Source organism: Nostoc sp. TCL240-02, from assembly GCF_013343235.1.
Lineage (GTDB): Bacteria > Cyanobacteriota > Cyanobacteriia > Cyanobacteriales > Nostocaceae > Nostoc.
Genome location: NZ_CP040094.1, coordinates 1,377,878 through 1,400,754, shown reverse-complemented (window position 1 = coordinate 1,400,754; position 22,877 = coordinate 1,377,878). Strand labels below are relative to the sequence as shown.

17 protein-coding genes, 1 tRNA gene and 1 other annotated feature are annotated in these 22,877 nt (G+C 43.1%); of the genes, 4 read left to right on the top strand and 14 right to left on the bottom strand.

Annotated features, from left to right (window positions below; all coding sequences use genetic code 11):
• Positions 1-35: 35 nt before the first annotated feature.
• On the bottom strand, positions 36-515 hold the full coding sequence (locus FBB35_RS06235) for a hypothetical protein (RefSeq protein ID WP_254625838.1): 480 nt from the start codon (positions 513-515) through the stop codon (positions 36-38).
• Positions 516-861: 346 nt separating this feature from the next.
• A complete protein-coding gene (gene thrS, locus FBB35_RS06230; protein ID WP_174713539.1) occupies positions 862-2,697 on the bottom strand; it encodes a threonine--tRNA ligase in 1,836 nt (611 codons plus the stop codon).
• A gap of 473 nt (positions 2,698-3,170) precedes the next feature.
• Here thrS and FBB35_RS06225 point away from each other — a divergent pair, with 473 nt between their 5' ends.
• Together FBB35_RS06225 and FBB35_RS06220 are read left to right on the top strand one after the other, a co-directional pair.
• Complete coding sequence (locus FBB35_RS06225) at positions 3,171-3,488, top strand: DUF2605 domain-containing protein (protein ID WP_012412097.1); 318 nt, start codon at positions 3,171-3,173, stop codon at positions 3,486-3,488.
• Positions 3,489-3,788: 300 nt separating this feature from the next.
• The gene (locus FBB35_RS06220) at positions 3,789-4,118 is read left to right on the top strand and encodes a DUF2973 domain-containing protein (protein WP_163932347.1); all 330 of its coding nucleotides are present in this window, start codon (positions 3,789-3,791) and stop codon (positions 4,116-4,118) included.
• A gap of 238 nt (positions 4,119-4,356) precedes the next feature.
• Here FBB35_RS06220 and rplL read toward each other — a convergent pair whose 3' ends face one another.
• The 8 genes from rplL to rplS all read right to left on the bottom strand — a co-directional run bounded on the left by rplL (position 4,357) and on the right by rplS (position 8,783).
• Positions 4,357-4,749, bottom strand: a complete 393-nt coding sequence (gene rplL / locus FBB35_RS06215; RefSeq protein ID WP_012412095.1) for a 50S ribosomal protein L7/L12 — start codon at positions 4,747-4,749, stop codon at positions 4,357-4,359.
• 92 nt (positions 4,750-4,841) lie between these two features.
• Complete coding sequence (gene rplJ / locus FBB35_RS06210) at positions 4,842-5,456, bottom strand: 50S ribosomal protein L10 (RefSeq protein WP_174708932.1); 615 nt, start codon at positions 5,454-5,456, stop codon at positions 4,842-4,844.
• Positions 5,457-5,520: 64 nt separating this feature from the next.
• Positions 5,521-5,689 (bottom strand) — a sequence feature (ribosomal protein L10 leader region).
• Positions 5,690-5,790: 101 nt separating this feature from the next.
• Positions 5,791-6,504, bottom strand: coding sequence for a 50S ribosomal protein L1 (gene rplA / locus FBB35_RS06205; protein ID WP_012412093.1), 714 nt, complete (start codon positions 6,502-6,504; stop codon positions 5,791-5,793).
• 132 nt (positions 6,505-6,636) lie between these two features.
• Entirely contained in the window at positions 6,637-7,062 is a 426-nt protein-coding gene (rplK, locus tag FBB35_RS06200) for a 50S ribosomal protein L11 (protein ID WP_012412092.1), read from the bottom strand.
• A gap of 6 nt (positions 7,063-7,068) precedes the next feature.
• Positions 7,069-7,710 carry a transcription termination/antitermination protein NusG gene (gene nusG / locus FBB35_RS06195; protein WP_094331820.1) on the bottom strand — a complete coding sequence of 214 codons (642 nt, stop codon included), beginning with the start codon at positions 7,708-7,710 and terminating at the stop codon, positions 7,069-7,071.
• A complete protein-coding gene (gene secE / locus FBB35_RS06190; RefSeq protein WP_094331819.1) occupies positions 7,710-7,931 on the bottom strand; it encodes a preprotein translocase subunit SecE in 222 nt (73 codons plus the stop codon). The genes nusG and secE overlap by 1 nt, the downstream gene beginning before the upstream one ends.
• A 270-nt stretch (positions 7,932-8,201) precedes the next feature.
• Positions 8,202-8,274 (bottom strand) — tRNA-Trp (locus FBB35_RS06185).
• A gap of 146 nt (positions 8,275-8,420) precedes the next feature.
• Positions 8,421-8,783, bottom strand: a complete 363-nt coding sequence (gene rplS / locus FBB35_RS06180; protein WP_114081431.1) for a 50S ribosomal protein L19 — start codon at positions 8,781-8,783, stop codon at positions 8,421-8,423.
• A gap of 159 nt (positions 8,784-8,942) precedes the next feature.
• Here rplS and FBB35_RS06175 point away from each other — a divergent pair, with 159 nt between their 5' ends.
• Positions 8,943-9,887 (top strand): glycosyltransferase family 2 protein, encoded by a 945-nt coding sequence (locus FBB35_RS06175; RefSeq protein ID WP_174708931.1) that lies wholly within the window; start codon positions 8,943-8,945, stop codon positions 9,885-9,887.
• 356 nt (positions 9,888-10,243) lie between these two features.
• On the opposite strand, the gene FBB35_RS06170 is transcribed toward FBB35_RS06175, so the two are convergent.
• On the bottom strand, positions 10,244-14,854 hold the full coding sequence (locus FBB35_RS06170; protein WP_174708930.1) for a DUF4347 domain-containing protein: 4,611 nt from the start codon (positions 14,852-14,854) through the stop codon (positions 10,244-10,246).
• A 606-nt stretch (positions 14,855-15,460) separates the two neighbouring features.
• Here FBB35_RS06170 and FBB35_RS06165 point away from each other — a divergent pair.
• A complete protein-coding gene (locus FBB35_RS06165) occupies positions 15,461-16,507 on the top strand; it encodes a glycosyltransferase family 4 protein (RefSeq protein WP_174708929.1) in 1,047 nt (348 codons plus the stop codon).
• A 164-nt stretch (positions 16,508-16,671) separates the two neighbouring features.
• Here FBB35_RS06165 and FBB35_RS06160 read toward each other — a convergent pair whose 3' ends face one another.
• The 3 genes from FBB35_RS06160 to FBB35_RS06150 form a co-directional block, all read right to left on the bottom strand.
• The gene (locus FBB35_RS06160) at positions 16,672-17,331 is read right to left on the bottom strand and encodes a hypothetical protein (protein ID WP_174708928.1); all 660 of its coding nucleotides are present in this window, start codon (positions 17,329-17,331) and stop codon (positions 16,672-16,674) included.
• Between the two features lie 354 nt (positions 17,332-17,685).
• Positions 17,686-20,958 (bottom strand): efflux RND transporter permease subunit, encoded by a 3,273-nt coding sequence (locus FBB35_RS06155; RefSeq protein ID WP_174708927.1) that lies wholly within the window; start codon positions 20,956-20,958, stop codon positions 17,686-17,688.
• A 53-nt stretch (positions 20,959-21,011) separates the two neighbouring features.
• Positions 21,012-22,568: an efflux RND transporter periplasmic adaptor subunit gene (locus tag FBB35_RS06150; protein ID WP_174708926.1), complete on the bottom strand. Its 1,557-nt coding sequence runs from the start codon at positions 22,566-22,568 to the stop codon at positions 21,012-21,014.
• Positions 22,569-22,877: the final 309 nt, after the last annotated feature.

Sequence of the window (22,877 nt, the reverse complement as noted above, 5' to 3'; positions counted from 1 at the left end):
AACAGCCCTTTTAACTTGATAGATCGGCGGAAGGATTAATCACGTCCCCAGTTGCGATCGCGCTCATAGCGAAAGTTATTATCACGAATGTTACGAAGGTTATTGTCGCGGTCAAAGCGACGGTTATTATCGCGGTCAAAGCGGCGATTATTATCGCGGTCAAAGCGGCGATTATTGTCGCGTTCAAAGCGACGATTATTGTCGCGGTCATAGCGACGATTATTGTCGCGGTCATAGCGACGGTTATTATCGCGGTCAAAGCGGCGATTATTATCGCGGTCATAACGGCGGTCGTTGTCACGAATGTTACGAAGGTCGTTCTGGCGGTCATAATCACCATTTCTGTAGTGACGACTATGACGTTCGTAGTTACCATCATTGTTATGTTGATAGCCGTAGCTATCTAACTCAACAAGATAAGACGCTGGTGTATTAGCCTCAGCTTTTGGAGAAATAGCCAAAGCTGATGCAGATGCTATCAAGCCAGCCAGCAAAATAGAGGTAAAGCGGTTCATAATGTTAGTCAAAAATTATTGACATTAATTTATGCAAGTCCAGTCTGTTTAGGAAGAGCAGATTCCACAAGTCTTTAAATCTATGCTATCAGTCTTGAATAAATCAAAAAGTTTTATTGGGTGCGGTGATTGAGAAAACTTTTGTTGTCTGTGATACCTTTTGACCTTTCAAATCCCATGAAAAGTTAAAATTAAAATGAGTATTTGAACTGGATGAATCCACCTTTTATCTCCGTCAACTTACGGTTTCAGCCTACAAGTAGAACGCGATCGCACTTTTACCAAAACCTACCAGCTAGACAAAACGCACACCAATATATAATTAGTGTGCGTTTGCGGTTAGATTTTAGAAATTCTCGAACTTAGCGATCGCATCTTTCATCTTATCCACCACTTCATCAACAGGGATAACTCCCAATTCCCCAGAGGCGCGGGTACGGATACTCAAGGTGTTGGTTTCAACTTCCTTAGCTCCCACCACAGCCATCACGGGTATTTTTTCTTTCTCTGCATTGCGAATTTGTTTACCCAAGCGATCGCCACTGGTATCAACTTCTGCACGGATGCCCAACGCTCTCATTTTCGCCACCACATCTTTCGCAAAGTCTAGCTGTGTATCACCCACTGGCAGTAATCTAGCTTGCACTGGCGCTAACCACAAAGGGAAATCACCTGCATATTCTTCAATTAATATCCCAATCAACCTTTCCAGCGAACCAAAAGGCGCACGGTGAATCATCACTGGACGTTTGCGAACCCCATCTTCAGCGACGTACTCTAAATCAAAACGTTCTGGCAAATTGTAATCTACCTGCACAGTTCCTAATTGCCACTCCCGTTCTAAGGCATCACTGACAATAAAATCTAGTTTTGGCCCATAGAAAGCAGCTTCCCCAATTCCTTCAAAATGTTCCATCCCCAAGGTTTCAACAGCGCGACGAATGGCATTCTCAGCCTGATTCCAAGCTTCATCAGAACCGATATACTTATCACTGGTTGGATCGCGGAAACTGAGTCTGGCTTTAAATTTACCCAGTTGTAAAGTTTTAATCACCGACAAGATCAAATCCACTACCTTGAGGAATTCGCTATCTAACTGTTCAGGTGTAACAAATATATGAGCATCATCTTGAGTGAAACCCCGCACCCGTGTTAAACCGCCCAGTTCTCCTGATTGTTCGTAGCGGTAAACAGTACCAAATTCTGCTAGCCGCATTGGTAGTTCCCGGTAGGAACGTAATTCACTCTTATATATTTGGATATGAAAAGGGCAATTCATGGCTTTGAGAACAAAGCCTTGTTCCAGTGCAGCAGCTTCCTCATTTTCTGCCATCATCGGGAACAGATCCTCTTTATATTTCTGCCAGTGTCCAGAGGTTTTAAATAAATCCACTCTGCCAATATGAGGAGTTACAACTTGCTGGTAGCCGCGTTTGATTTGTTCCTGCTTGAGGAAGTCTTCTAAAGTACTCCGCAACAGAGTACCTTTGGGTGTCCACAAAGGTAAACCCGGCCCTACTTGATCGGAAAATATAAATAATCCCAGTTCTTTCCCAAGTTTCCGGTGATCTCGCCGTAGCGCTTCTTCTTTGCGCCGCTTATATTCAGCGAGTTGTTCTGGACTTTCCCAAGCGGTGGCGTAGATGCGTTGTAATTGGGCTTTAGTTTCATCCCCACGCCAATAAGCGCCCGCAACGCTTTCTAGTTCAATTGCTTTCGGGTTTAATTCACTGATATTTTCCAGATGAGGCCCAGCACACAAATCCCACCATTCATTCCCCAGGTGGTAAATCGTGATTGGTTCCTCTTTGATATCTGCCAGAATTTCTAGCTTGTAAGGTTCGTTAATTTCCTGAATCCGGCGTGCGGCTTCTTCTCGGCTGACTTCTTCCCGAATTACTGGCAATTTGCGATTGATAATCTTCGCCATCTCTTTCTTGATAGCTTTTAGATCGTTTTCGCTAAATGGCTCTGGATTGTCGAAGTCGTAGTAAAAACCGTTTTCAATCCAAGGGCCGATTGTAACTTGCGCCTTGGGAAACAGCTTTTGTACCGCCATTGCCATTACATGGGAAGCAGTGTGACGAATCTTTTTTAAGTTCTCCGATTCGCTGGTACGTGGTAAATAGATTTTTTCAACTTGTTCTGACTGTTGTGACTGATTTGATGAATTTGGCGACATTGGCTGCTGAACCGTTGGCGAGGTGATTACAAAAGGTGATTTATCTGAATCTGTAAGCTTATTCAACTATAACGACTTTGGTTTTTGCCAGTTCAGCTTTATCTTCCAACTACATAAATTAATTTCTCGCCGGGGATAAAGATAAATTTTTGATCGGTTAGCTGAGTACTAAATTCAGGATTCCAGGCGTAGGCGTAGCCCTTCGACTGCGCTCAGGAACCACCCGTCGTAGACATCGCTAAATTATCTTATGAATTGCAACTCGGTGTCAGCTACTTCCCCATCCAATATATATACGGTCTCTCCAAAGGAACTGTACAGACCCATTAGCAAGACTATATAATAAAGTTTGTAATATTTGTTACATTTTTTGCATTTCCTAAAATTATTAGATTTTAATAAATAAAAATAATATTAAGAAACGTAAATAACGTTAATATTAGCTAAGAAAGTTGGAAATATCCTTCTTATTTATGTCAGACTCAAATTTACCAGGGACTGAGTTGCTGAAAACGGTTTTAGAACCACTGCTAGAAGATTTTCAGCATTGGTTTACGCGATCGCGCCATTTACTCGAAACTGAGCAGCTATCATTTATGAGTGACCAAGAACAATCTGATTTGCTCTTACGTGTTAAACAAGCGCAAGAAGAACTAAGTACGGCCAAAATGCTATTTGCTGCTACCGATAAACAAGTCGGGATTGATATGGCAACGTTAATGCCTTGGCATCAATTAGTAACAGAATGCTGGAATGTTGCAATGCGCTTTCGTCAAGAGCGTGAAGTCTAAATAGATGGGAGCATCTGTTAAATTTCCGCAGACTATTTAGCTAATGTCTAACGACAAGATGCTAAACCAGTTATCAAAGAGATAGCACAAAAAGCTTAACATTTTCTTAACATTTTTTGGATTAACAAGATAATGTATCCTATGCTACCGTAAGTAAAATAACGGTTGACAAATAGCTTCATATAAATGTAAGCGCACAAAAGTGCGTCAAATAGTCATCTTAACTGTGAGTCACAGTGTCGGCGAAACAAAGCGTTACAAAATAAAGTTTTAAAAATTGTTGTTCTGGAGGAAAATCTAATGTTACACCTGCTTTACATTCTTGCTTTTACAATCCTTGCATTTATGGCTGTTGGCAACTTAATTCGTAACCTGATAATGTTCAGTTTTGATCGCGAGCGAACTTACCCAACAAATTCCTCACCAATAAATAATCAAGGTAAATACGGTTATTATTCATCAAAAAAACAGTTTGTACCCCATCCAGAGTTATTAGATAGCGCGGGTAACTTAATTAAAGAGCCGCTTTTGGTAATGCGTTCGATTAACGTTGAAGATGCGCGTCAACATCTAGATGCACTTTACGAAGCATCCCCAGGACGTAAGAGTGAAAATTCAGAAGAAGCATAAAATTTAGGACTTAGGAGTTTGGGTGTAAATTATTGTTGTTTTACATCCTTAACCCTTCTTTGAATAGAAATTTATTACCATTCTTGAATGTGAAGCGCGATCGCATCTTTTTTGGTTAGAATTTATTCTGAACTCTGTTAGTGGTAGTGGGGCATTTAGCCTGTCCTGAATTCTGTTTCGATCAAAAAAGGAGCCTGACTCAGACTCCTTAATATAAAAATTGCTAATCGAATTGTAACTACTTAATAGTCACCTTACCGCCAGCTTCTTCGATGCGCTTCTTAGCATCTTCAGCAGCATCTTTAGCAATACCTTCTTTAACTGCCTTGGGCGCAGCTTCTACCAAGTCTTTTGCTTCTTTCAGACCTAAACCGGTCAATTCCCGGACAATCTTCAGCACGGCAATCTTCTTATCAGCTGGGACTGAATCGAGAATCACTTCAAACTCAGTTTGCTCAACAGCTTCTTCAGCCGGAGCAGCACCACCGGGGCCAGCCATCATCATCATACCGCCAACAGGTGCAGCAGCACTTACGCCAAAAGCTTCTTCAATTTGCTTGACTAGCTCAGAAGCTTCCAGCAAAGAAAGGGTTTTTAGTTGTTCTAAAATTTGATCGGTTGCAGCAGACATTGATATAACTCCTGTAATTTTGATTATTTATTTGTCATTGGTCATTGATCTTTAACTATGACTTTTGACTATTGACTGATGAACCACAAAGTTTATTCAGCAGCAGGTTCAGTACTGCTATCAGCAACAGTTGCGGTTTCAGCGCTGCTATCTTGTACAGCAACAGTTTCGGTGCTACCACCACTTTGTTCTTGGTCGGACACAGCCTTCAAAGCACGAGCCAGTGAGCCAGGAACTTCGTTGATACCCACAGCAATCTTGGTAGCCAAGGCGTTGATAGCCCCAGCAATTTGTGCGATGAGTTGTTCCTTAGATGGCAAGTCTCCCAGTACCTTGACATCAGGTTCTTTTAGTAGGCGACCTTCCAGGACACCACCACGAAGTTCTGTCTTCTTGGTAACTTTTTGGAATTCTTGGTATGCCTTAATTGCCGATGAAAAATCATCTTTTACCAGCAAAAAGGCAGAAGAACCATTGAGCAATTCCGACAAAGGCTGCCATTTCTCATCACCTTCAATGGCAATGCCCATCAGGGTATTCTTCGTCACCTTACAAACAGTGCCACTAGGACGTAGCCGCCGCCGTAAGTCTGTGATTTCCGAAACTGTTAGCCCCTGATAATCAATTACCAGCGCCAGAGTTGACTCACTCAAAGTTTCTTTGAGGTCAGCTACTATTTCTTTTTTATTTTCTAGTGTTCTACCCATTCCAATCTCACCTCCTTAAAATAATCGGGGAAGTGCCCTACTTGTACGTTTCTTCTAAAACCTGAACCCAAACAGCAAACCCCAGCTAATTTAGCCGGGGTTGAGTATTAAGACTCGTGATGCCATAGTTATCACGCCTTTAAGGGTGGTAATTTTGACAATTAGAGTTTTAACCTCGGCAGGGTATTTAAGCTATTAGCACCTGCTGTCTCCGGCTTTGCCTATTTAATTAGGTACTGGTGATTGGGTATTGGGTATTAAATGATGAAAATTGGGTATTACCCAGTCTCCAGTCTCCAGTCCCCAGTCCCCAGTCCCCAGTCCCCAGTCCTTTTTAACCTACTTCGCTCAGTTTTAAATCTCGTAGGGCGGTGACATCAATTTTAATCGATGGCCCCATTGTGGCTGACACATAAAATGTGCGCCAATAACGACCTTTAGCTCCTGAAGGACGGTTACGGTCAATCGTCTCCTGCAATGCCTTCAGGTTGACTAACAAATCTTCAGGCGAGAAAGTTGTCTTACCAAACATAACATGAACAATACCAGTTCTGTCAGCTCGGAATTCTAATTTACCAGCTTTGAATTCTGCGATCGCACTTGCTATATCAAATGTTACGGTTCCACCCTTGGGCGATGGCATCAAACCACGGGGACCTAGCAATTTACCCAGCTTTGCCACCTGTGGCATCACATCTGGTGTGGCAATCAGCTTGTCAAAATCCATTCTACCTTTCTGGATTTCGTCAATCAGTTCTTCTGATCCGACTATATCAGCTCCAGCGTTGCTGGCTTCGTTTACCTTTTCGCCTCTGGCTATCACCGCTACCCGAACGATTTGTCCTGTACCTTTAGGCAGTGCTACCGTTGTCCGCAACTGTTGGTCTGTATATTTAGGGTCTATTCCCAACCGGATATGGGCTTCCGCAGCTTCAACAAATTTAGCTGTTGCGGTGTCTTTGAGAAGGGCTAAAGCTTCTAAAGGATGATAATCCTTATCTTCTACTTTTGCTTGTAGCGTCTGCAAACGACGCGATATTTTTGCCATTTTTTTCTCCTGGGGTAATTCCGAAGCCTCGCCTCTCCCCCGATAATTTTTTTATGAGTCCTTTATCATCTGTCTTTTGTCCTTTGTCATTTCCTATTTTTTTACTAATGACCAATGACCAATGACCAATGACTAATCTTTGACTGTTATACCCATATTCTTAGCCGTTCCTGCCACAATCTTCATTGCCGCGTCGATGTCGTTGGCATTGAGGTCAGGGAGTTTGGTTTGGGCGATTTCTTGCAATTGGGCTTTAGTAATTGACCCAACCTTCTTTTTGTTGGGTTCATTCGAGCCTTTTTCAACTTTCGCTGCCTTCCGAATCAGCACTGATGCTGGTGGCGTTTTGAGTACAAATGTGAAACTCCGGTCTTCAAAAACCGAAATTTCTACAGGTATCACCATTCCAGCTTGGTCTGCTGTTTTGGCGTTATACTCTTTGCAGAACATCATGATATTAACACCATGTTGACCCAAGGCGGGGCCAACTGGTGGTGCTGGGTTGGCTTTTCCAGCATTCAAGGCCAGTTTAATGACCGCCACTACTTTCTTCGCCATTTGTATTTAACTCTGTTTCTCTACCTGATTAAATTCCAGTTCTACTGGTGTATCCCTGCCGAAAATTGAGAGCAAGGCTTTAAGTTTACTCCGTTCTGGAGAAACTTCAATCACTTCACCTTCAAAGTCCTTAAATGGCCCAGAAAGCACCATTATCTTATCACCAGTAGCCATGTCAATTTTGACAACAGCTTCTTGTTCACTGGTTTGTTTGAATATACGTTCAACTTCCGAAGCACTCAGTGGTATGGGGTGGACATGACCTCGACCCTTGCTGCTACCACGCTTTTGTTCTGAACCGACAAAGTTAATTACATGAGAGGTATTTCGTACAACCTGCCAAGTATCATCATCCATCATCATCCGCACCAGCACATAGCCAGGAAAAACTTTTTCTTCTGTATGCTGGCGACTGCCATCTTTGCGGATTTTCACCGCCGGCGTTTGCGGAATTTCTACTTGGATAATTTTGTCAGCGACATCAAAAGTTTGAATGCGTTGCTCTAAGTTAGTCTTTACACGTTTTTCGCAGCCTGAAGCTACTTGTACAGCATACCAGCGTGCTTCTTTTGACGCTGCTTCTGCTGTTTCTCCTGTTTCCTCCGACTGCAACGTGGAGTTGCGAGGTTCGTCTGTTGCAAAAGTCATCAGAACACCTGTTTTGCTGCCCAACCAAACAATCCATCGACCAAGTATATCAAAGATGCGGAGAGTGCCACCATTAACAACACAGCAGCGGATTCGCTCACTATCTGCTTCCGACTGGGCCAAACTACTTTGTCAAGTTCTTCTTTGGTTCCCTGTATGAAGTTGCCTAAGCTAAACCCATTTGTAGTTTCTGGCAATTCTGCTTCACTTTTTTTAGCCACGACCGTTTATCCCCCGGTTTCTTTAGTCAATTTTGGATTTTGGATTTTTAGATTTAGCCGATCCTTTCAGTCCAAAGTACTCACTTTAAGATTTTGGATTGAGAAGAAATCTAAAATTCGGTTATCCAGTTTTGCAGTTTCGACTTTATTTTACTTAGTTAACTGAAAGCAAAACAACTGCAAAGACAATAGGTTTGCCCGAAATTATTATCGCTAGCCGCTAATTTAGCATCTGCGTAATTATTTCGGGCTTTGTTTTTTGCTCTTGAGCGCGCCCTGGAGGACTTGAACCCCCGACATCAGGTTTTGGAGACCTGCGTTCTACCAACTGAACTAAGAGCGCACAAGCTGTTTTTTATTCAGTCATTGCGCTGAACTAAATTTTAGTTTAACGCAACACGCGATTTCTATCATACTTCAATTTCGTTGAGAAAACAAGTTAGCGGCAGATGCCGCTTGAGATTTCTCCCATAATGAAAGAAGCACGAATCACAAAGGGCGGTCAAACCGTTGCTTAATCCGGGTTGCCTTACCTACGCGATCGCGGAGATAATACAGTTTAGCACGGCGGACTTTACCGCGACGTAATACCTTGATGCTGTCAATCCGGGGAGAATGCAACAGAAATACGCGCTCAACGCCCACACCTTGAAAAACCTTACGGACTGTAATAGTTTCGTTGATGCCACCATTGCGTTTGGCAATCACTACTCCTTCGTAGGGTTGTACCCGGTATTTTTCGCCTTCTTTAATTTTCACTCCTACTTTTACGGTGTCGCCCACAAAAATGTCGGGCAAATTTGATTTTAGCTGTTCCGCTTCAATGGAGCGGATAATCTCTTGAGCGCTCATAGTCTTTTTGTCTGCTTAAAAAAAACCCACGATCATCAATCATAAATCGATAATCCTATTTCAGTCTACTTCTACTTATTGGAGATTGATAATTTTACTGAGACAAGACCCAATAGATCGAAGCTATATTGCAAAATGCTGTATCAGAGGTGGAAATTTATGAAATTTAGCGTCGTCATCAGTACTTATAATCGCTTGAACTTGCTCAAAAGAGCAATTGAGTCGGCTCGAAACCAAACCATTGAGTGTGAGGTGGTTGTTGCCGATGACTGTTCTTCTGATGATACTCAAACATATCTCAAAAGCTTAGGAGACAAAGTTGTTTACCATCGAAATGAAGTGAACCTTGGTCATGCAGCAACGGTAAATGCTGGAGTTGCCAAAGCTAGCGGCGACTGGATTAAGTTTTTAGATGATGATGACTATTTAGCTCCCAACTGCATAGAAGAGATGGCTAAAGCGATCGCACTTCGTCCCGATGCTGTAATCTGTTCTTGTGTAGCGGCTCAGGTAGATGGCAATGAACTTGAACTCAGTCGCACCCCGCAAGTTGGCCCTGGTTTAGCTTTTTATATCCCCCAAGCCGATATTCATTACGGTATGCTCTTAGAGCTTGTACCCTTTGGCACACCTGTACAAGTGGCTTGCCGACGTGATGCTTTTCTGCAAACTGGTGGTTGGGACTCCACACTTGATGCTAACTGTGATGATATTGATTCGTGGATTAGGATTGCCCAGTTTGGTGATGCTATTTTCTTTAACCAGTGTCTTGCGTATCGAACTATATGGCCCGGTGCTTATAATCAAAAGTTTTCTTTGTCTCGGCGGTTGGCGACAAATATTTTGATGAAAGAAAAAATTTATGCCTTGGTAAATGAGCAACATCGCTCAAAGATTCCCGGCTTTCAAGATATAAAAAATTACCTGAAACTCCATTGGATTTTAGTATCACTAAAGCAAAAAAACCTCAAGAGCTTTTTTTCAATGATAGATCCATCTATACTTTCTCCTAAGTCTTGGAAGTTTTTGCTAAGTGCGGCCTCATCACGTCGCTCTCAGGGAAACAATTCTGAAGTTCGTAAACTCGTATTGATTGAGTCGTAAGGGACTCCCAAAAAAATTATTCAAAATTATTTCTAAATTTGTAGGGGCGCAAAGCTTGCGCCCTTAATATTGGGATATGTTTTTAACTTGAAGTCCCTAGTACCGCAAGGCGGAATTAAAAATTAAAAATGAATACAGCATAAGGGTTTCGTTGATTTGGAATGATTGGTTTATTGCCGCCGTGTTGTACTAGTGGTCTGTCAATTTGATTTTGAGGGATTCTTTGTACTACCCAAAACCTTGTAGAGACGCGAAATTTCGTGTCTCTACATCCGTCATTTTAATGTTGACAGACTACTAGTATGATGTCCGGTAAAAGTAAGTGTATTCTCGCCGTACTATGCTAAATCTGAGTGCTACACAAAAACATTACCGCCAACTACTAGATTTGTAGCTGTGAAATTATCTAAAGTTGCGAAGGTGTAAAAAGAATAATAACCAAGGACTTGAACTAGTGTAGAAGTACCCGATTGCACAAATTGTAAATTGCCGTCTAAGATGGGGTTGCTGCTACTGTAGCCCCGACTCTTAAACAGGTCAGTTAAAACTAATTTATCCTGGCCGCGATCGAAGTCAGTGATTGTATCGTCAGAATCATTTAAGGTTTGGTAGATGAACTGGTCGTAACCGCTCCCGCCAGTCAAAGTATCGCTACCTACACCACCAATAAGGATGTCATTACCAGCACCGCCGATTAGACTATCATTACCTAGACTACCAACCAGGCTATCATTACCTAGACTACCAAGCAGGGTGTCGTTACCTTCACCACCTCGTAGTAGGTCGTTGCCACTCTTGCCATCAATGCGGTCATTTCCCCCTTGACCATTAATAACATCAGCTGAGTTGTCAAAGCCATTGACATTGTTGTTTAGGTCATTAAGAAAGGTGACTGTATTTTTGTTGAAAATGGTGCTTTGAGTGGAATTGGCATTAAAGACATCAAAACTGTCACGAATTTTGGTTTGCCCATCAAACAGGATATTGCCAATACTGGAGAGATTGTCTAAGTTTTCTAGGGGAAAGTTTTGCAGAATAACTTTGTCATCACCCACTCCTTCAAAGGTGATTTCCAGATTGTTACTATTCTGGGTGAATAGTAAATTTCGGGCAGTCAATCCAGCCCCTTGAAATTTCAGGGTATCCAATTGGCCAATGATTGCTGCTGATGGATTTGAGCCTTTACCTAACCCACCGAAATCGGTAATGGTATCAACACCGTCACCTAAGTTGTAAACAAATTTATCCTTGCCACCGCCACCAGTTACGATATCGTTGCCTTGATTACCTGCAATAATGTCGTTCCCAGCTTTAGCATAAATTATGTCAGCGTAGTTGTTGCCCACTAGATTATCAGCGCCACTAGTTCCAATCAAACCGTTGAACTCTAATGCACCAATATCAACTTTACCCTCAGATATTCTGTCAAATCCGATGCCGCGCTGGTCTGTTATAATACCTGCCGGAATCAGGGCATTGTTACCAGCGTTAATGGCGGGACTATCTTCAAATAAGGCATGGGTAAGGGTTGTACCACCGTTATTTTGCAATGGGCTAAGTTTGGGATCGATTGGGTTGGTGCTGTTGCCAACGATACTGCTACTGCTGCTAGTAAAACCAGTGCTACCAGTGTTATCTCCAATCAGGTTATTACCATCATCGATGAAGTCGCCGGAAACGTCGGGGTTGATATCACCACCATAAAGATTCCTGTTGTTGAAGTTGACTGCAATGATGGTGTTTGCAACGTTGATAGTCCCGCCGCCAAAAACACCTCCACCAGTGCCGCCCCCCCAGTTGTAAAGGTCTTCTGCGGTGTTATTAGTAATAGTGGTACCGTTCAGATTGAGGATGCCTGAGCTAGAGATACCGCCGCCGTTTCCTCCACTTGCCCTATTGCCAGAGACAGTACTGTTGGTGATGTTAAGGTTGCCTGAGTTAGATATGCCACCTCCAGAGAGTGCTGAATTACCAGAGATAGTGCTATTACTCAAACTGACACTGCCAGAGTTAAAGATACCACCACCGTAGGACGGGTAAGGGTCAGGTCCACCGCGATTAAGACCACTGGCAAAAGCCCCATTACCAGAGATAGTGCTTCCCGTTATGCTGAGAGTACCTATGTTGAATATGCCACCACCGAAGGCTGAGGAATAACTGACAGATGCACTATTATCAGAGACAATGCTGTTAGTAAGGCTAAGGTTGCCTTTGTTAAATATGCCTCCGCCGAAGGATGACCCACTGTTATTAGAGACAGTGCTTCCCGTAAGACTGAGAGTGCCTTTGTTAAAGATACCGCCTACCGTTCCCTTGTTGCCAGAGACAATACTTTGCCTCAAGTTAAGGCTATTATTGTTATTAACCAAAATACTGCCAAACGCATCGTTAGCATTAGCAATCTTCAAGCCATCAATGTTGGCATCTGTCCCTGTCCCCGATATTTCAAACACGCCGGAGGCATTATTTCCACTGACGGTGAGGTTTGCTGCCCCAGTCCCCAAAAGGGTAATATCATCGGTAATTGTGAGTTTATCGGTGGTGAGGGTGATAATATCTGGAGTTTTATCACCAAAAACTCCTGCAAAGGTAATAATATCTGCCCCAGTAGTAGCATTAGCATTGAGGATAGCTTGCCGCAACGACCCATCTCCAGAATCGTTGGTATTAGTCACGACTAAATCATTGGCTGCGATCGCTACTGTGGCGGTATAATTCACGTTATCGATTTGGTAAGCCGAATCTGCTACCAAGCTGAGAGTCAGATTTTCCGCCGCTTCTGCCTGAATATCGTTGACAGGTGTCAAAGTGATATCTACATAGCTTTGCCCATTAGCAATCACGATACTGTTGCCACTGACAGGTTTGCCACCCACACTTAGATTGTAGTCTGCAATACTCGCATTGCCATTGGCAGAGAAGTTGACTGTTAATGCCCCACTGCTGTTACTGCGGCTGATGCGGTAAGTACCAGTATTCCCACTGTTTTCATCAGCAGTGTTATCAGTGGCAATGATGCTGATGGTGGGGACGAGGGGATTGGAATTATTAGGTGGCGTAATTATACTAGGCTGGACTTCATAAGCACCAATGTCAACGGCAATGCCGGATATCCTGTTAAATCCAGCGCCTCTTTGATCAGTAATTACACCAGGAGGAACTAGGGAATTATTGCCAGCATTAAAAGCGGGGCTATCTGCAAGTAAGGCGTGAGTAAAAGTTGCACCACCGTTATTTTGCAGCGAACCGAGTTTTGGGTCGATGGGGTTAGTGGTTGTGCCAATGAGAGTGCTGGTGGTGAAGCCAGTACTACCAGTAGCATCGCCAATTAAGTTATTGCCAAAGTCAGTGACACTACCGGACACGTCAAGTTGTATATCACTGGCAAGGGACTTGTCAAAGTTGTCTGCAATGATGGTATTACTAACTGTCATGGGGCTACCATAGCTGGCAACACCCCCACCATTACCGACACCATTGCCATCTGAGTCGGCTGTGTTGTTAGTAATTGTGCTGTTGATTAGAGTGAGATTGTCGGTATTTGTGTAGCTGCCGCCATTAAATATACCACCACCTTCGTCATTGGCTTTATTGCCTGAAATGGTGCTGTTAGTTAGAGTAGCTGAACCACCAAAATAAGTACCATCATCTGCGTTAACGACACCACCGCCGTTGTAGTTTGCCTTATTGCCAGAGACAGTACTTGCTATGAGGTTAAGAGTACCGCCTTTGTTGTAGATGCCGCCACCATAGTTTGCCGTATTGCCAGAGACAGTACTTGCCGTTAGGCTAAGATTACCAGTGTTTGCAGTGGAACCGTCATTATAGATGCCACCACCGAAGTCACCCGTATTGCCAAAGACACGACTTCCTATCAGGCTGAGGATGCCACCGTTATAGATTCCGCCTTGGGTATTACCAAAGATACTGCTTCCTTTAAGGCTGAGGATGCCGTTATTAGAGATGCCGCTTTCCTCTGTATTGCCAGAAACACTGCTTCTTGTTAGGTTGAGGATGGAATTTGAATTGACTTGAATACCGCCGCTAGCGATCGCCAAACCATCAATGGTGACACCTGTCGCTGTTCCCGATATCTCAAAGACTCTGGAAGCATTATTCCCACTCACCGTAAGCTTGGATGTGCCAGTTCCCAGGATAGTAACATCATCGGTAATGGTCAGTTTTCCAGAGGTGAGGGTTATTACATCTGGGGTAGCATCAGTAAAGATTTTCCCAAAGGCGATCGTATCATCCCCAGCAGTAGCATTGGCTAGGTTAATAGCTTCCCGTAAGGTAGTGACATGATTATTCGGATTGCCATCATCTGCATCCTCAGTACTATTTACCGTAAAGGTTGTCAGGACTCCTGTGTAAGCTTCCCGCGCTGTTTCTGTAAACGCTAAAGTTACTTCCATATCACTGGTGCGGACTTCCAAATCCCAATTACCGCCTAGTGCTGCATTACCTGTAAGCTGACGGGAAGCAGCAATATTTGCCCCTGTAAGTTGGTGCAGTTTGGCAATAAATTCTGCCCCCGCATCATCGTCAGCTACATTACAACCATAGATGAGTAATTGAGCTGGAGATTCTGTAGCAGATTCAACCAATAACCCAACGGTTTTTGATGAGGCGGTAAATATCTTCTGCCACTGTTGTAATTGCTGAGTATATTCATCAAGGGTATCAAGCCCCAACCGGGTGTTACCCAGTTGCAAGCTACCAGGAACACTGTGGCAAACAATATGAATGCTGCTGAGATTCTGGTTAGCACGAGTTGCCAAAACCTCCGTAATTTTCTCAACACCGTTCTGTGTTGGATCGATTACGAACACATCAGTGTTGGAAATAACACCTTTGACTAAACTCTGATAGTCTTCCACTGCCATGTCGATAAAGACCAGGCTGCGTGTAGAATTTGTGGGAATTAAGGAATGTACTTGGAAGTATGGGGTATGTAGCGTTGCCATTTTTTTACTTCAAGCTAAGGTTTAAGGTTATGAGGTCAACTCAAACTGACTGAAGCCTTGTCATTACGAGTTTTTACACAATTAATAACAGTAATAGGGAATTATTTTTACTATTAATTTCTTTCTTATCGTCACGCAAGTTGCTGCTTTTGTAAAGCTATGCAAGTATATAGTTTTACTAAATTGCTAAATTCACTAAGCTAGAAAACATCTAAACCAAACTAAACATAACTCTTGTCGGATGGGCAACATCAGCGCCCTAATGATGGAAGTTCAAGTTTAATGTGGGACAGCTTACTATTTGTGCTGAATTCCTTTGAAACATAGTATGTATAGCTGTCGTCGCTATCGGCTGAATCGAAAATAAGACAATAGGGACTGAAATAGCAGATTCAGTCTTCAGAATTTTGGAGTTTTACCCAGATTTATCGAGCCATTCCTGAATAAGTCTTTAAGCTAAGTAACTCGTTTGAAGCGTTCTTATTCAGTAGCAAGTGGTCAATTTTATGCGCTACTAACTACTCTTGAGTCGTCGCTGAAGACATCAATAATTATGTTGATTTACACCCAGTTACTTGTCTTGATTTTATACATATATCCAAGATTATGCGAATTATACATATTTTGAACCACGTTCAAGAAATAGGTAACGGTATTGTGAATGTGGCAGTGGATCTGGCTTGTTTACAGGCAAAATCTGGTTATGAGGTAGCGGTTATTTCTGCTGGTGGTGAATACGAGAAATTACTAAATATATGTGGTGTCAAACACTACCAACTAGACCAAACTAGAAAACCGATCAGTATTATCAAAGCGGCTGTGCGTTACCGGGCGATCGCAGCAGAATTTCAGCCGGATATCGTTCATGCTCACATGATGACGGGGGTGATCCTAGCACGTATTTTTCAAGGAAATAAATATACTTTAGTTTCCACAGTCCACAACGAATTTCAGCGTTCCAGTCTGCTGATGGGTTTAGCTGATAGAGTAATTGCTGTCAGCAAGGCAGTGCGAGATTCTATGGCAAAACGCGGTATCCCAGAAAACAAGTTGCGGGTAGTATGCAATGGAACTTTGGGCAGCCCCCGCACCCGACAAATACAAGATTATCAACCTTTGGGGTTACAACGTCCAGCGATCGCTACTGTAGCCGGAATGTATCAACGCAAAGGTATCGCTGAGTTAATCGCTGCCTTTGAACAAATTGCCCCAGATTTTCCCCAAGCGCATCTTTATTTGGTAGGAAATGGCCCTGATAAACAGCTATTTGAGGCACAGGCACAAGCAACTTCCGTAAAAGAACGGATTCATTTTGAAGGCTTCCAGCCGGAACCTCAACGCTACCTGATATCTTGTGACATATTTGTGTTGGCTTCTCATCGCGATCCTTGCCCTTTGGTACTTTCGGAAGCTAGGGAAGCTGGAACTGCGATCGTTGGCACTCAAGTAGATGGGATTCCTGAAGCTTTGGACAATGGGCAAGCAGGTCTTTTAGTGCCAGCAAAAGATAGTAAGGCTTTGGCTGGGGTTTTAGTGCAATTACTGAGTAATGCCGATATGCTGCATGAGTGGAAGAATCGGGCAAATCAAAACCTACAGTGGTTAAGTGTTGCCCGCGTTCATCAGGAAACACTGGCAGTGTATCGTGATTAAAGGGAATTGGGAATTGAGAATTGGGAATTGGGAATTGGGCATGAAGAAGAGACAAGGTAGACAAGGAAGAGGGGGGAGACAAGGGAGAGACTTATTCAATAATTCCCCCTTGTCCCCCTTGTCCGCAGTCCCCAGGCCCCAGTTACAGAGGATGATAGACAGGGTTAATAGTGTAGCGATCGCTTTAATTTTAAAGCTACACCTACAGCACCAAGGACTAATACACCCAAAACGTTAGTTGATTCAGGAACAGCGGTGTAATAAGCAGCGACTCTAATAGGCCCATCTTTATCTGCTTGCTCTGCTGGTATTGCTGGAATGATTCCAGCACCGGGTGCTAGATTTGGTTGGGTAGCGAAGGGATTATAAAACAGGCTTCCGTTTGGGATTACGCCACCACTAAAAGTGATAGTAGTACCACTGATGTTAATGTCTGTAAAAATATCCTTTAGATCGGGGTTATTAGATAAACCAATCTTTCCATCTCCATTTACATCTCCCCACTCTACAGGCTCATTATTAAATGCTGGAGTCGAATCGGGATTAGTATAGGCCAGTGTTTTCAAATCAAAGACCAAGCTTTCTATATCGTATCCAGTGTTATTTAGAAAGTTATTAGCTACATCTGGCACACCATATTCGATTACTTGTCCTGGTTCGTAATCTGTAAGGATTCTTGGCTTTTTCGTGTTGAATATATCTTCATTCACACTCGTTACAATGGGTTCTACCAAGATAACGGCTCTCGCTGGTGTCAAAGACAAAAAACTAATTCCTGCTGCTCCTAGAAGAGACAAGGCTATTTTGGTTACGCTTGTAGTCATATTTCTGTCCTCTTCATATTGATTGAGAGAATGCTATATTGCGCGAGTTAAATCAAACAGCAAAACCTCACTTTTGAACTGCTATCTATTTGCTAGATAAATAGAGGTTAATGTGTGCCTTACTCAGTGAGTTTACATATACTCGTATGTTGATTTATAAAGCAATTCTTGTAATGCTTTATCACAATAACTAGTAATTTCACGCAATCTTTATCAAAAATCTAAGTTAGAAGTTATTAATTGACAAACTAAACAATATATGTATAAAAAAATGCGTTAACGCGATCTGCCAACGAAAAAACTTGTTGGTAGATCGCGTTAATTTAAATTTCAGCGTCTGGGGTGTTAAAAAATTTAATCCCTATCCATGATGGAAATGAGTTTTTTCGTAAATCCACGTAACCGGATTAACACTGGCTTTGCCCAATTTTCACCTAGCAAATCGTGCAGCAGGATATAAAAACAGGGGATGATAAATAATGTCAGCATTGTTGCGATCGCCATCCCAAAGAAAACTACAATCCCTAAAGGCTGCAAAAATTCAGAACCTTCACCAATGCCCAATGCCAAAGGAAACAGTCCCAAGATAGTAGTGACTGTAGTCATGATAATTGGGCGCAAACGTTGAGGAGCAGCTTTGACGATCGCAATTTGGCGAGTACAACCAACTTCTTCCCGAATTTGGTTCGCTAGTTCCACCATCAGAATCCCTGCGTTCACTACAATTCCCACCAGCAGAACGACACCAACAATTACAGTTGCGCCAATTGCAGTTTGGGTAATATAAAGTCCAAAAATTCCCCCAGCTAACGCTAGTGGTACAGTGAACATAATTACCAATGGGTCAATCAGCGAATTGTATTGTACCGCCATGACTACAAAGATTAAGAACGTTGCCAATGCCCCCAAAGTTTTTAAAGCATCCTGAAGTTGCTGATTAGTTTCTTGGGCAGAACTAGGCACAATTGAAACGCCATCAGGTAAGTCTACATCTTGAAGTACCTCGTTGACTTCTGCGATCGCTTCACCAAGACTAGCTCCCTCGGTGAGATTACCTGCCACAATAAAAGCTTGACGCTGATTAATCCGTTGCACCTCACCAGGCGCTTGACCTTCTTGAATGTTCGCAACATCTGAAAGGCGGATTAGTTGATTGTTTTCTGTAAATAGTGGTAATTGTTCTAGCTGGGAAGGACGCTGAATCGCTTCTTTATTTAGCTGCACCCGCACATCAACTAAACGATTACCACGTTGAATTTGCGTGGGAACTGAACCTTCAATTGCTGTTTGAACTGTTGCACCAATTTGCCCGGCGCTCAACCCTAAAGCTGAAACCCTTTCCCAGTCTGGGCGAATTTGGATTTCCGGTTGTCGCGGGTCGGCATCTGGTCGGAATGTCGCTAATTTTGCCCTTTCCTGCAACGCTTGCAGCACTTGGGCCCCTGCTTGCGTTAAGTTTTCTTCATTCTCACCTTGCAAAATCACATCAACTTCTGACCCTTGCACTGGAGAATTACTCAAGATTAAACCCCGCACCTGACCAGGATTGAGGCGCAACAGAATTCCTGCTAAGTTGAGTTTGTTAAATTCCTGAGTTACTTTTTTGACGAAGGCTTCGACATCTGTGCCTGGTTTTAGATTGATAGTGCTACTAGCACGTAAAGGATTTTCTGTAGTATTGCTACCAAACAAAGAACCACCCACAGTTGTGAAAGCAGACTCGGTTTCTGGTTGTTTTAGCAAAATGTCATCGACAATTTGCATAACTTTTTCAGAAGTTGCTAAAGGTGTACCGGGTGGAAACTGCGCTCTCAAGTTAGCTTGACCAGTACTGATGCGGGGTAAAATTTCTTGGGGAATTTTACCAAACATAAAGAAGCTACTACCGCCTAAAATTACCAAAGCAGCAGTTACTACAAACAATCGATACCGTAAAACCTTGGTTAAGAAGTTACCGTATCCCCGCGTCGCATCTTCAAATCGGTTATTAAATTGTCTAAGCAGCCAAAACTCACTGATCCGACTAGACCAGCGAATTCCCAAAAGTCGAGAAGACAGCATCGGTACTACTGTGATGGCGACAACAAGGGATGCTGCGACTGCGAAGCTAATTGTCAGAATTAGTTCATTAAATAGCAATGCAATAAAGCCGCCAATTAAGAGGAATGGCACTACAGAAACTAAGTTGGCACCTGTAGCAGCAACTAAAGCAGATTCTACTTCTTGGGAAGCTGCGATCGCACTGTCAATAAAAAATCTTGAATTTCTCCTCTGGCCCTCTGACTCCATCTCTTTTTGATTGGGAGTCATGCCTGTTTTTTCGGAAATGTTCTCTAAGATCACAACCGATGTGTCTATTGCTTGACCGACTCCTAATGTCAGACCTGCTAAACTAAACACATTCAAAGTCAAGCCAAAGATTTTCATTAAAGCGATCGCTGCTAGAGTACACAACGGAATCGTCAAACTGATAATCAATGTTTGCCTGAATGATCCTAAAAATAACAACACTGCTGCTGCTGCTAACAATGCCCCAGAAATCCCCGAAAAGATGACATCATTTAAAGAATTACGGATGAAGACAGATTCATCTGTGGTGGGACTCAAAGTCATGTCTGCTGGAATTAAACCCGATTGTCGTAATTGTTCAATTCGCCGCTTAACAGCATCTACAACTGTGATTGTGTTGGCTTCAGGTTGCTTTTGAATTGAAAATTTCACCGCAGGCTGACGATTTAGGTAAACAAATACTCGCTGTTCTTCTGTATCGTCAATTACCTCTGCAAAGTCTCGCAAGTAGACGCGGCGGCGAGGTGCAGGGGAGGCAGAGGAAGCAGGGGAAGCAGGGGAGGAAACTTCTAGAGAGAGATTTTCAATTTCTTTGGCATTTTGGAAGCGTCCGACAGTCCGAGTCAATGGCTCGGAATTTTGCCCAAAAATCCGACCACCAGAAGTATCTTGGTTACGGGCTGTTAATTCATCTAAGACATCATTTAATCCCACACCCAAGGCTTGCAATCGGTTTAAGTCAACAAGCACCCGTACTTCTTCTTCTGCACCGCCAGATACATCAACTGAGGCGACTCCTGGTACGACACTGAGTTCACGCGTTAACTCTTCATCAGCAAATACGCGTAAATCTTTACCTTGTAAAGATGCAGATGTCAGTGCCAATTCATAAACCGGCAATTGAGAAGGATCGACTTTAAATAAGCGCGGCTCCTCTATCGTATCTGGCAGTTGCCCCCGACCTCGGTTAAAAGCAGCAGTAGCATCATTTAGGGCTTGGTCAATATCGCCCCCTGGTTGGAAGTATAAATCGAGGCTCACTTGTCCTTCACGGGTGCGGGAAAAAACTTGCACTACATTCTCGGTTGCCCGTAAAGCTTCTTCTAAAGGTCTGGTAATTTCATCTACTGCTACTTCTGGTGAAATACCAGGGGCTTCTAGCCGAACCCCTATTCGCGGATAGGTAATAGCCGGTAGCAGATCGACTTGGATCGTTGTGAGAAAAAATACCCCAATGACAATTACTGCCACAGTGAGCATGAGTGTGCCAATGTGTTGGCGGATAGCGATCGCACTAAGGCTAAATCCGCCATTGCCATTATTATTTGCCTGTTGCATGATACTAAGTGATAAGGTCTGGTTACTGAATGCTTTTTTAGCTGGTATGGTCGCTATTGCTTTTCTGAAAGAATTGAAAGACTTACAGTGTCACCTTCTTTTAACGGCTTACCACTACGAACAACATAGCGCTCTCCAGCTTGCAAACCGGATAAAATTTCCACTCTCCCATCAACCTTTTTTCCAAACATTACGGCTCGTGTTGTTACCTTCGTTTTGCCTTCTGTGTCTTTGACGACAAATATTGTCCCACTTCGATCTTGTGATTTTATCTCTGCTATACCAGATGTGTTAGGTGGGGAAGAGTCCTGCCGTACATTTGTTTGCATCTCCCCTGTACCCTTGGAGTTGTTGCTCCCTGTTTGTTTCTGAATAGCTGTTTGCGGTACGACTACACGCTGTTGAGTCTGGTTTTCAAAGTTGACTCGCGCCAGCAGTCCACTGCCAATTTTGCCTTGAGCGTTGGGAATCACTACTTCTACAGGTATCAAACGAGCAGTAGCATCGGCAGCCGGAGAAATGCGCGTAACTCTCCCAATTAATATTTCCTTGGGGAAGGCATCTAAGCGCACTTGTACAGACTGTCCAACCTGAATTTGTGCTAGTTCTAATTCGGAAACTAGCACAACGACTTTGACACGGTTAAAATCGCCAATTTTGACAACTTCATTACCTGCTTGTAGAAGATTACCCGGTTCTGTCACCTTTTCTGTAACTATGCCAGCGATGGGTGATGTCAGGCGAGCGTAAGACCTGCGTTCTTTAGTTTGGGCAACCAATGCCTGCTGGGCCAAAACTCTACCTTGGGCGGCGGCGACAGCTTGCTGTTCTGTACGGACTTGCTCTTGGGCTGCCCGCAGTGCCTGGGCTGCTGTTTTGGCCTGGGTACGTGATTGCTGGGCAGTTTGTTCTGCGATCGCTCCGGCTTTAAATAACCTCTGTTGCCGTTCGGAATCTGCCTGAGCTTGTACCACTTCTAGCCGCGCCCGTTCAACATCAGCACGGGCATTGCTTACCTGATTGTTTGTTCTAGCTACTTCTGATTTCAGGGCTGCTAGTTCTGCTTCTGCTTGCTTTAATTCAGTCGAAAGTATGGCATCATTTAACTGCCCGACGTTTTGCCCAAGCTTTACTCTATCGCCCACATCAAGGTTCAAGGCTAACAAGCGACCTTCTACCTGCGATCGCAGTGATACGATGCGAAACGGTGTTGTATTACCTGTGTATTCTAGTTGTTTTTGCAGCAAGTCAGTTCGAGCGATCGCCACGTCTACAGGTGTTACCCGACTACGTTCCCTATTACCAGGACTCTGAGATTGTGCATCTGCTGATTCTTTGGGCGACGAACCGCAACTCGCTGTCAGCAATCCTATAGCTACCAAACAGGAAATTAATAAACTTCTTACAGAAGTGGAGGAAAAAAAGGAATTTTTCCCTTTCGCTTTGCCACCTGTTGCACAAATACTGTTTGCAAGAAGTCTACTTTTGAAATCTGCGGTCGCCACCTCAGTTTTCACAACTGAATCTAACTGGATAATTATTAGTTGGTTAGCGACTACGGGATCTTTCATTTTCACCTGTTTGTGCGGCTTATTTTTTTCCAAAATCATCTGTTTTTCTCCTATTGGGGAGCTTTTGGGGTTAAACAGCCGTGTTTTACCAAGTAATTTTGAGAGATATCATTAACAAAAAACGGCGAGAATGAAGAATAAGCTGTATGACAGTAATTTTTGATTCAAAAACTACTGTATTTCCCACAAAAGTCCAAAACTTCTCACCGTTCTACTTCTTACGCAGAGGTAGATAATCTTCTTGCAGTTAACAAATTATAAACTTTAGTATAAATATTTGTCATTTTTCTGGAATCTACCCAGAGGAGAAACCTGGCTTTTTCCAAAAATATGAAGCTTTTGCTAAAT

What these genes read in the sequence shown, in the direction of transcription:
- FBB35_RS06235 (WP_254625838.1), bottom strand. Translation starts at nt 515, where the DNA reads ATGAACCGCTTTACCTCTATTTTGCTGGCTGGCTTGATAGCATCTGCA.
- thrS (WP_174713539.1), bottom strand. Translation starts at nt 2,697, where the DNA reads ATGTCGCCAAATTCATCAAATCAGTCACAACAGTCAGAACAAGTTGAA.
- FBB35_RS06225 (WP_012412097.1), top strand. Translation starts at nt 3,171, where the DNA reads ATGTCAGACTCAAATTTACCAGGGACTGAGTTGCTGAAAACGGTTTTA.
- FBB35_RS06220 (WP_163932347.1), top strand. Translation starts at nt 3,789, where the DNA reads ATGTTACACCTGCTTTACATTCTTGCTTTTACAATCCTTGCATTTATG.
- rplL (WP_012412095.1), bottom strand. Translation starts at nt 4,749, where the DNA reads ATGTCTGCTGCAACCGATCAAATTTTAGAACAACTAAAAACCCTTTCT.
- rplJ (WP_174708932.1), bottom strand. Translation starts at nt 5,456, where the DNA reads ATGGGTAGAACACTAGAAAATAAAAAAGAAATAGTAGCTGACCTCAAA.
- rplA (WP_012412093.1), bottom strand. Translation starts at nt 6,504, where the DNA reads ATGGCAAAAATATCGCGTCGTTTGCAGACGCTACAAGCAAAAGTAGAA.
- rplK (WP_012412092.1), bottom strand. Translation starts at nt 7,062, where the DNA reads ATGGCGAAGAAAGTAGTGGCGGTCATTAAACTGGCCTTGAATGCTGGA.
- nusG (WP_094331820.1), bottom strand. Translation starts at nt 7,710, where the DNA reads ATGACTTTTGCAACAGACGAACCTCGCAACTCCACGTTGCAGTCGGAG.
- rplS (WP_114081431.1), bottom strand. Translation starts at nt 8,783, where the DNA reads ATGAGCGCTCAAGAGATTATCCGCTCCATTGAAGCGGAACAGCTAAAA.
- FBB35_RS06175 (WP_174708931.1), top strand. Translation starts at nt 8,943, where the DNA reads ATGAAATTTAGCGTCGTCATCAGTACTTATAATCGCTTGAACTTGCTC.
- FBB35_RS06170 (WP_174708930.1), bottom strand. Translation starts at nt 14,854, where the DNA reads ATGGCAACGCTACATACCCCATACTTCCAAGTACATTCCTTAATTCCC.
- FBB35_RS06165 (WP_174708929.1), top strand. Translation starts at nt 15,461, where the DNA reads ATGCGAATTATACATATTTTGAACCACGTTCAAGAAATAGGTAACGGT.
- FBB35_RS06160 (WP_174708928.1), bottom strand. Translation starts at nt 17,331, where the DNA reads ATGACTACAAGCGTAACCAAAATAGCCTTGTCTCTTCTAGGAGCAGCA.
- FBB35_RS06155 (WP_174708927.1), bottom strand. Translation starts at nt 20,958, where the DNA reads ATGCAACAGGCAAATAATAATGGCAATGGCGGATTTAGCCTTAGTGCG.
- FBB35_RS06150 (WP_174708926.1), bottom strand. Translation starts at nt 22,568, where the DNA reads ATGATTTTGGAAAAAAATAAGCCGCACAAACAGGTGAAAATGAAAGAT.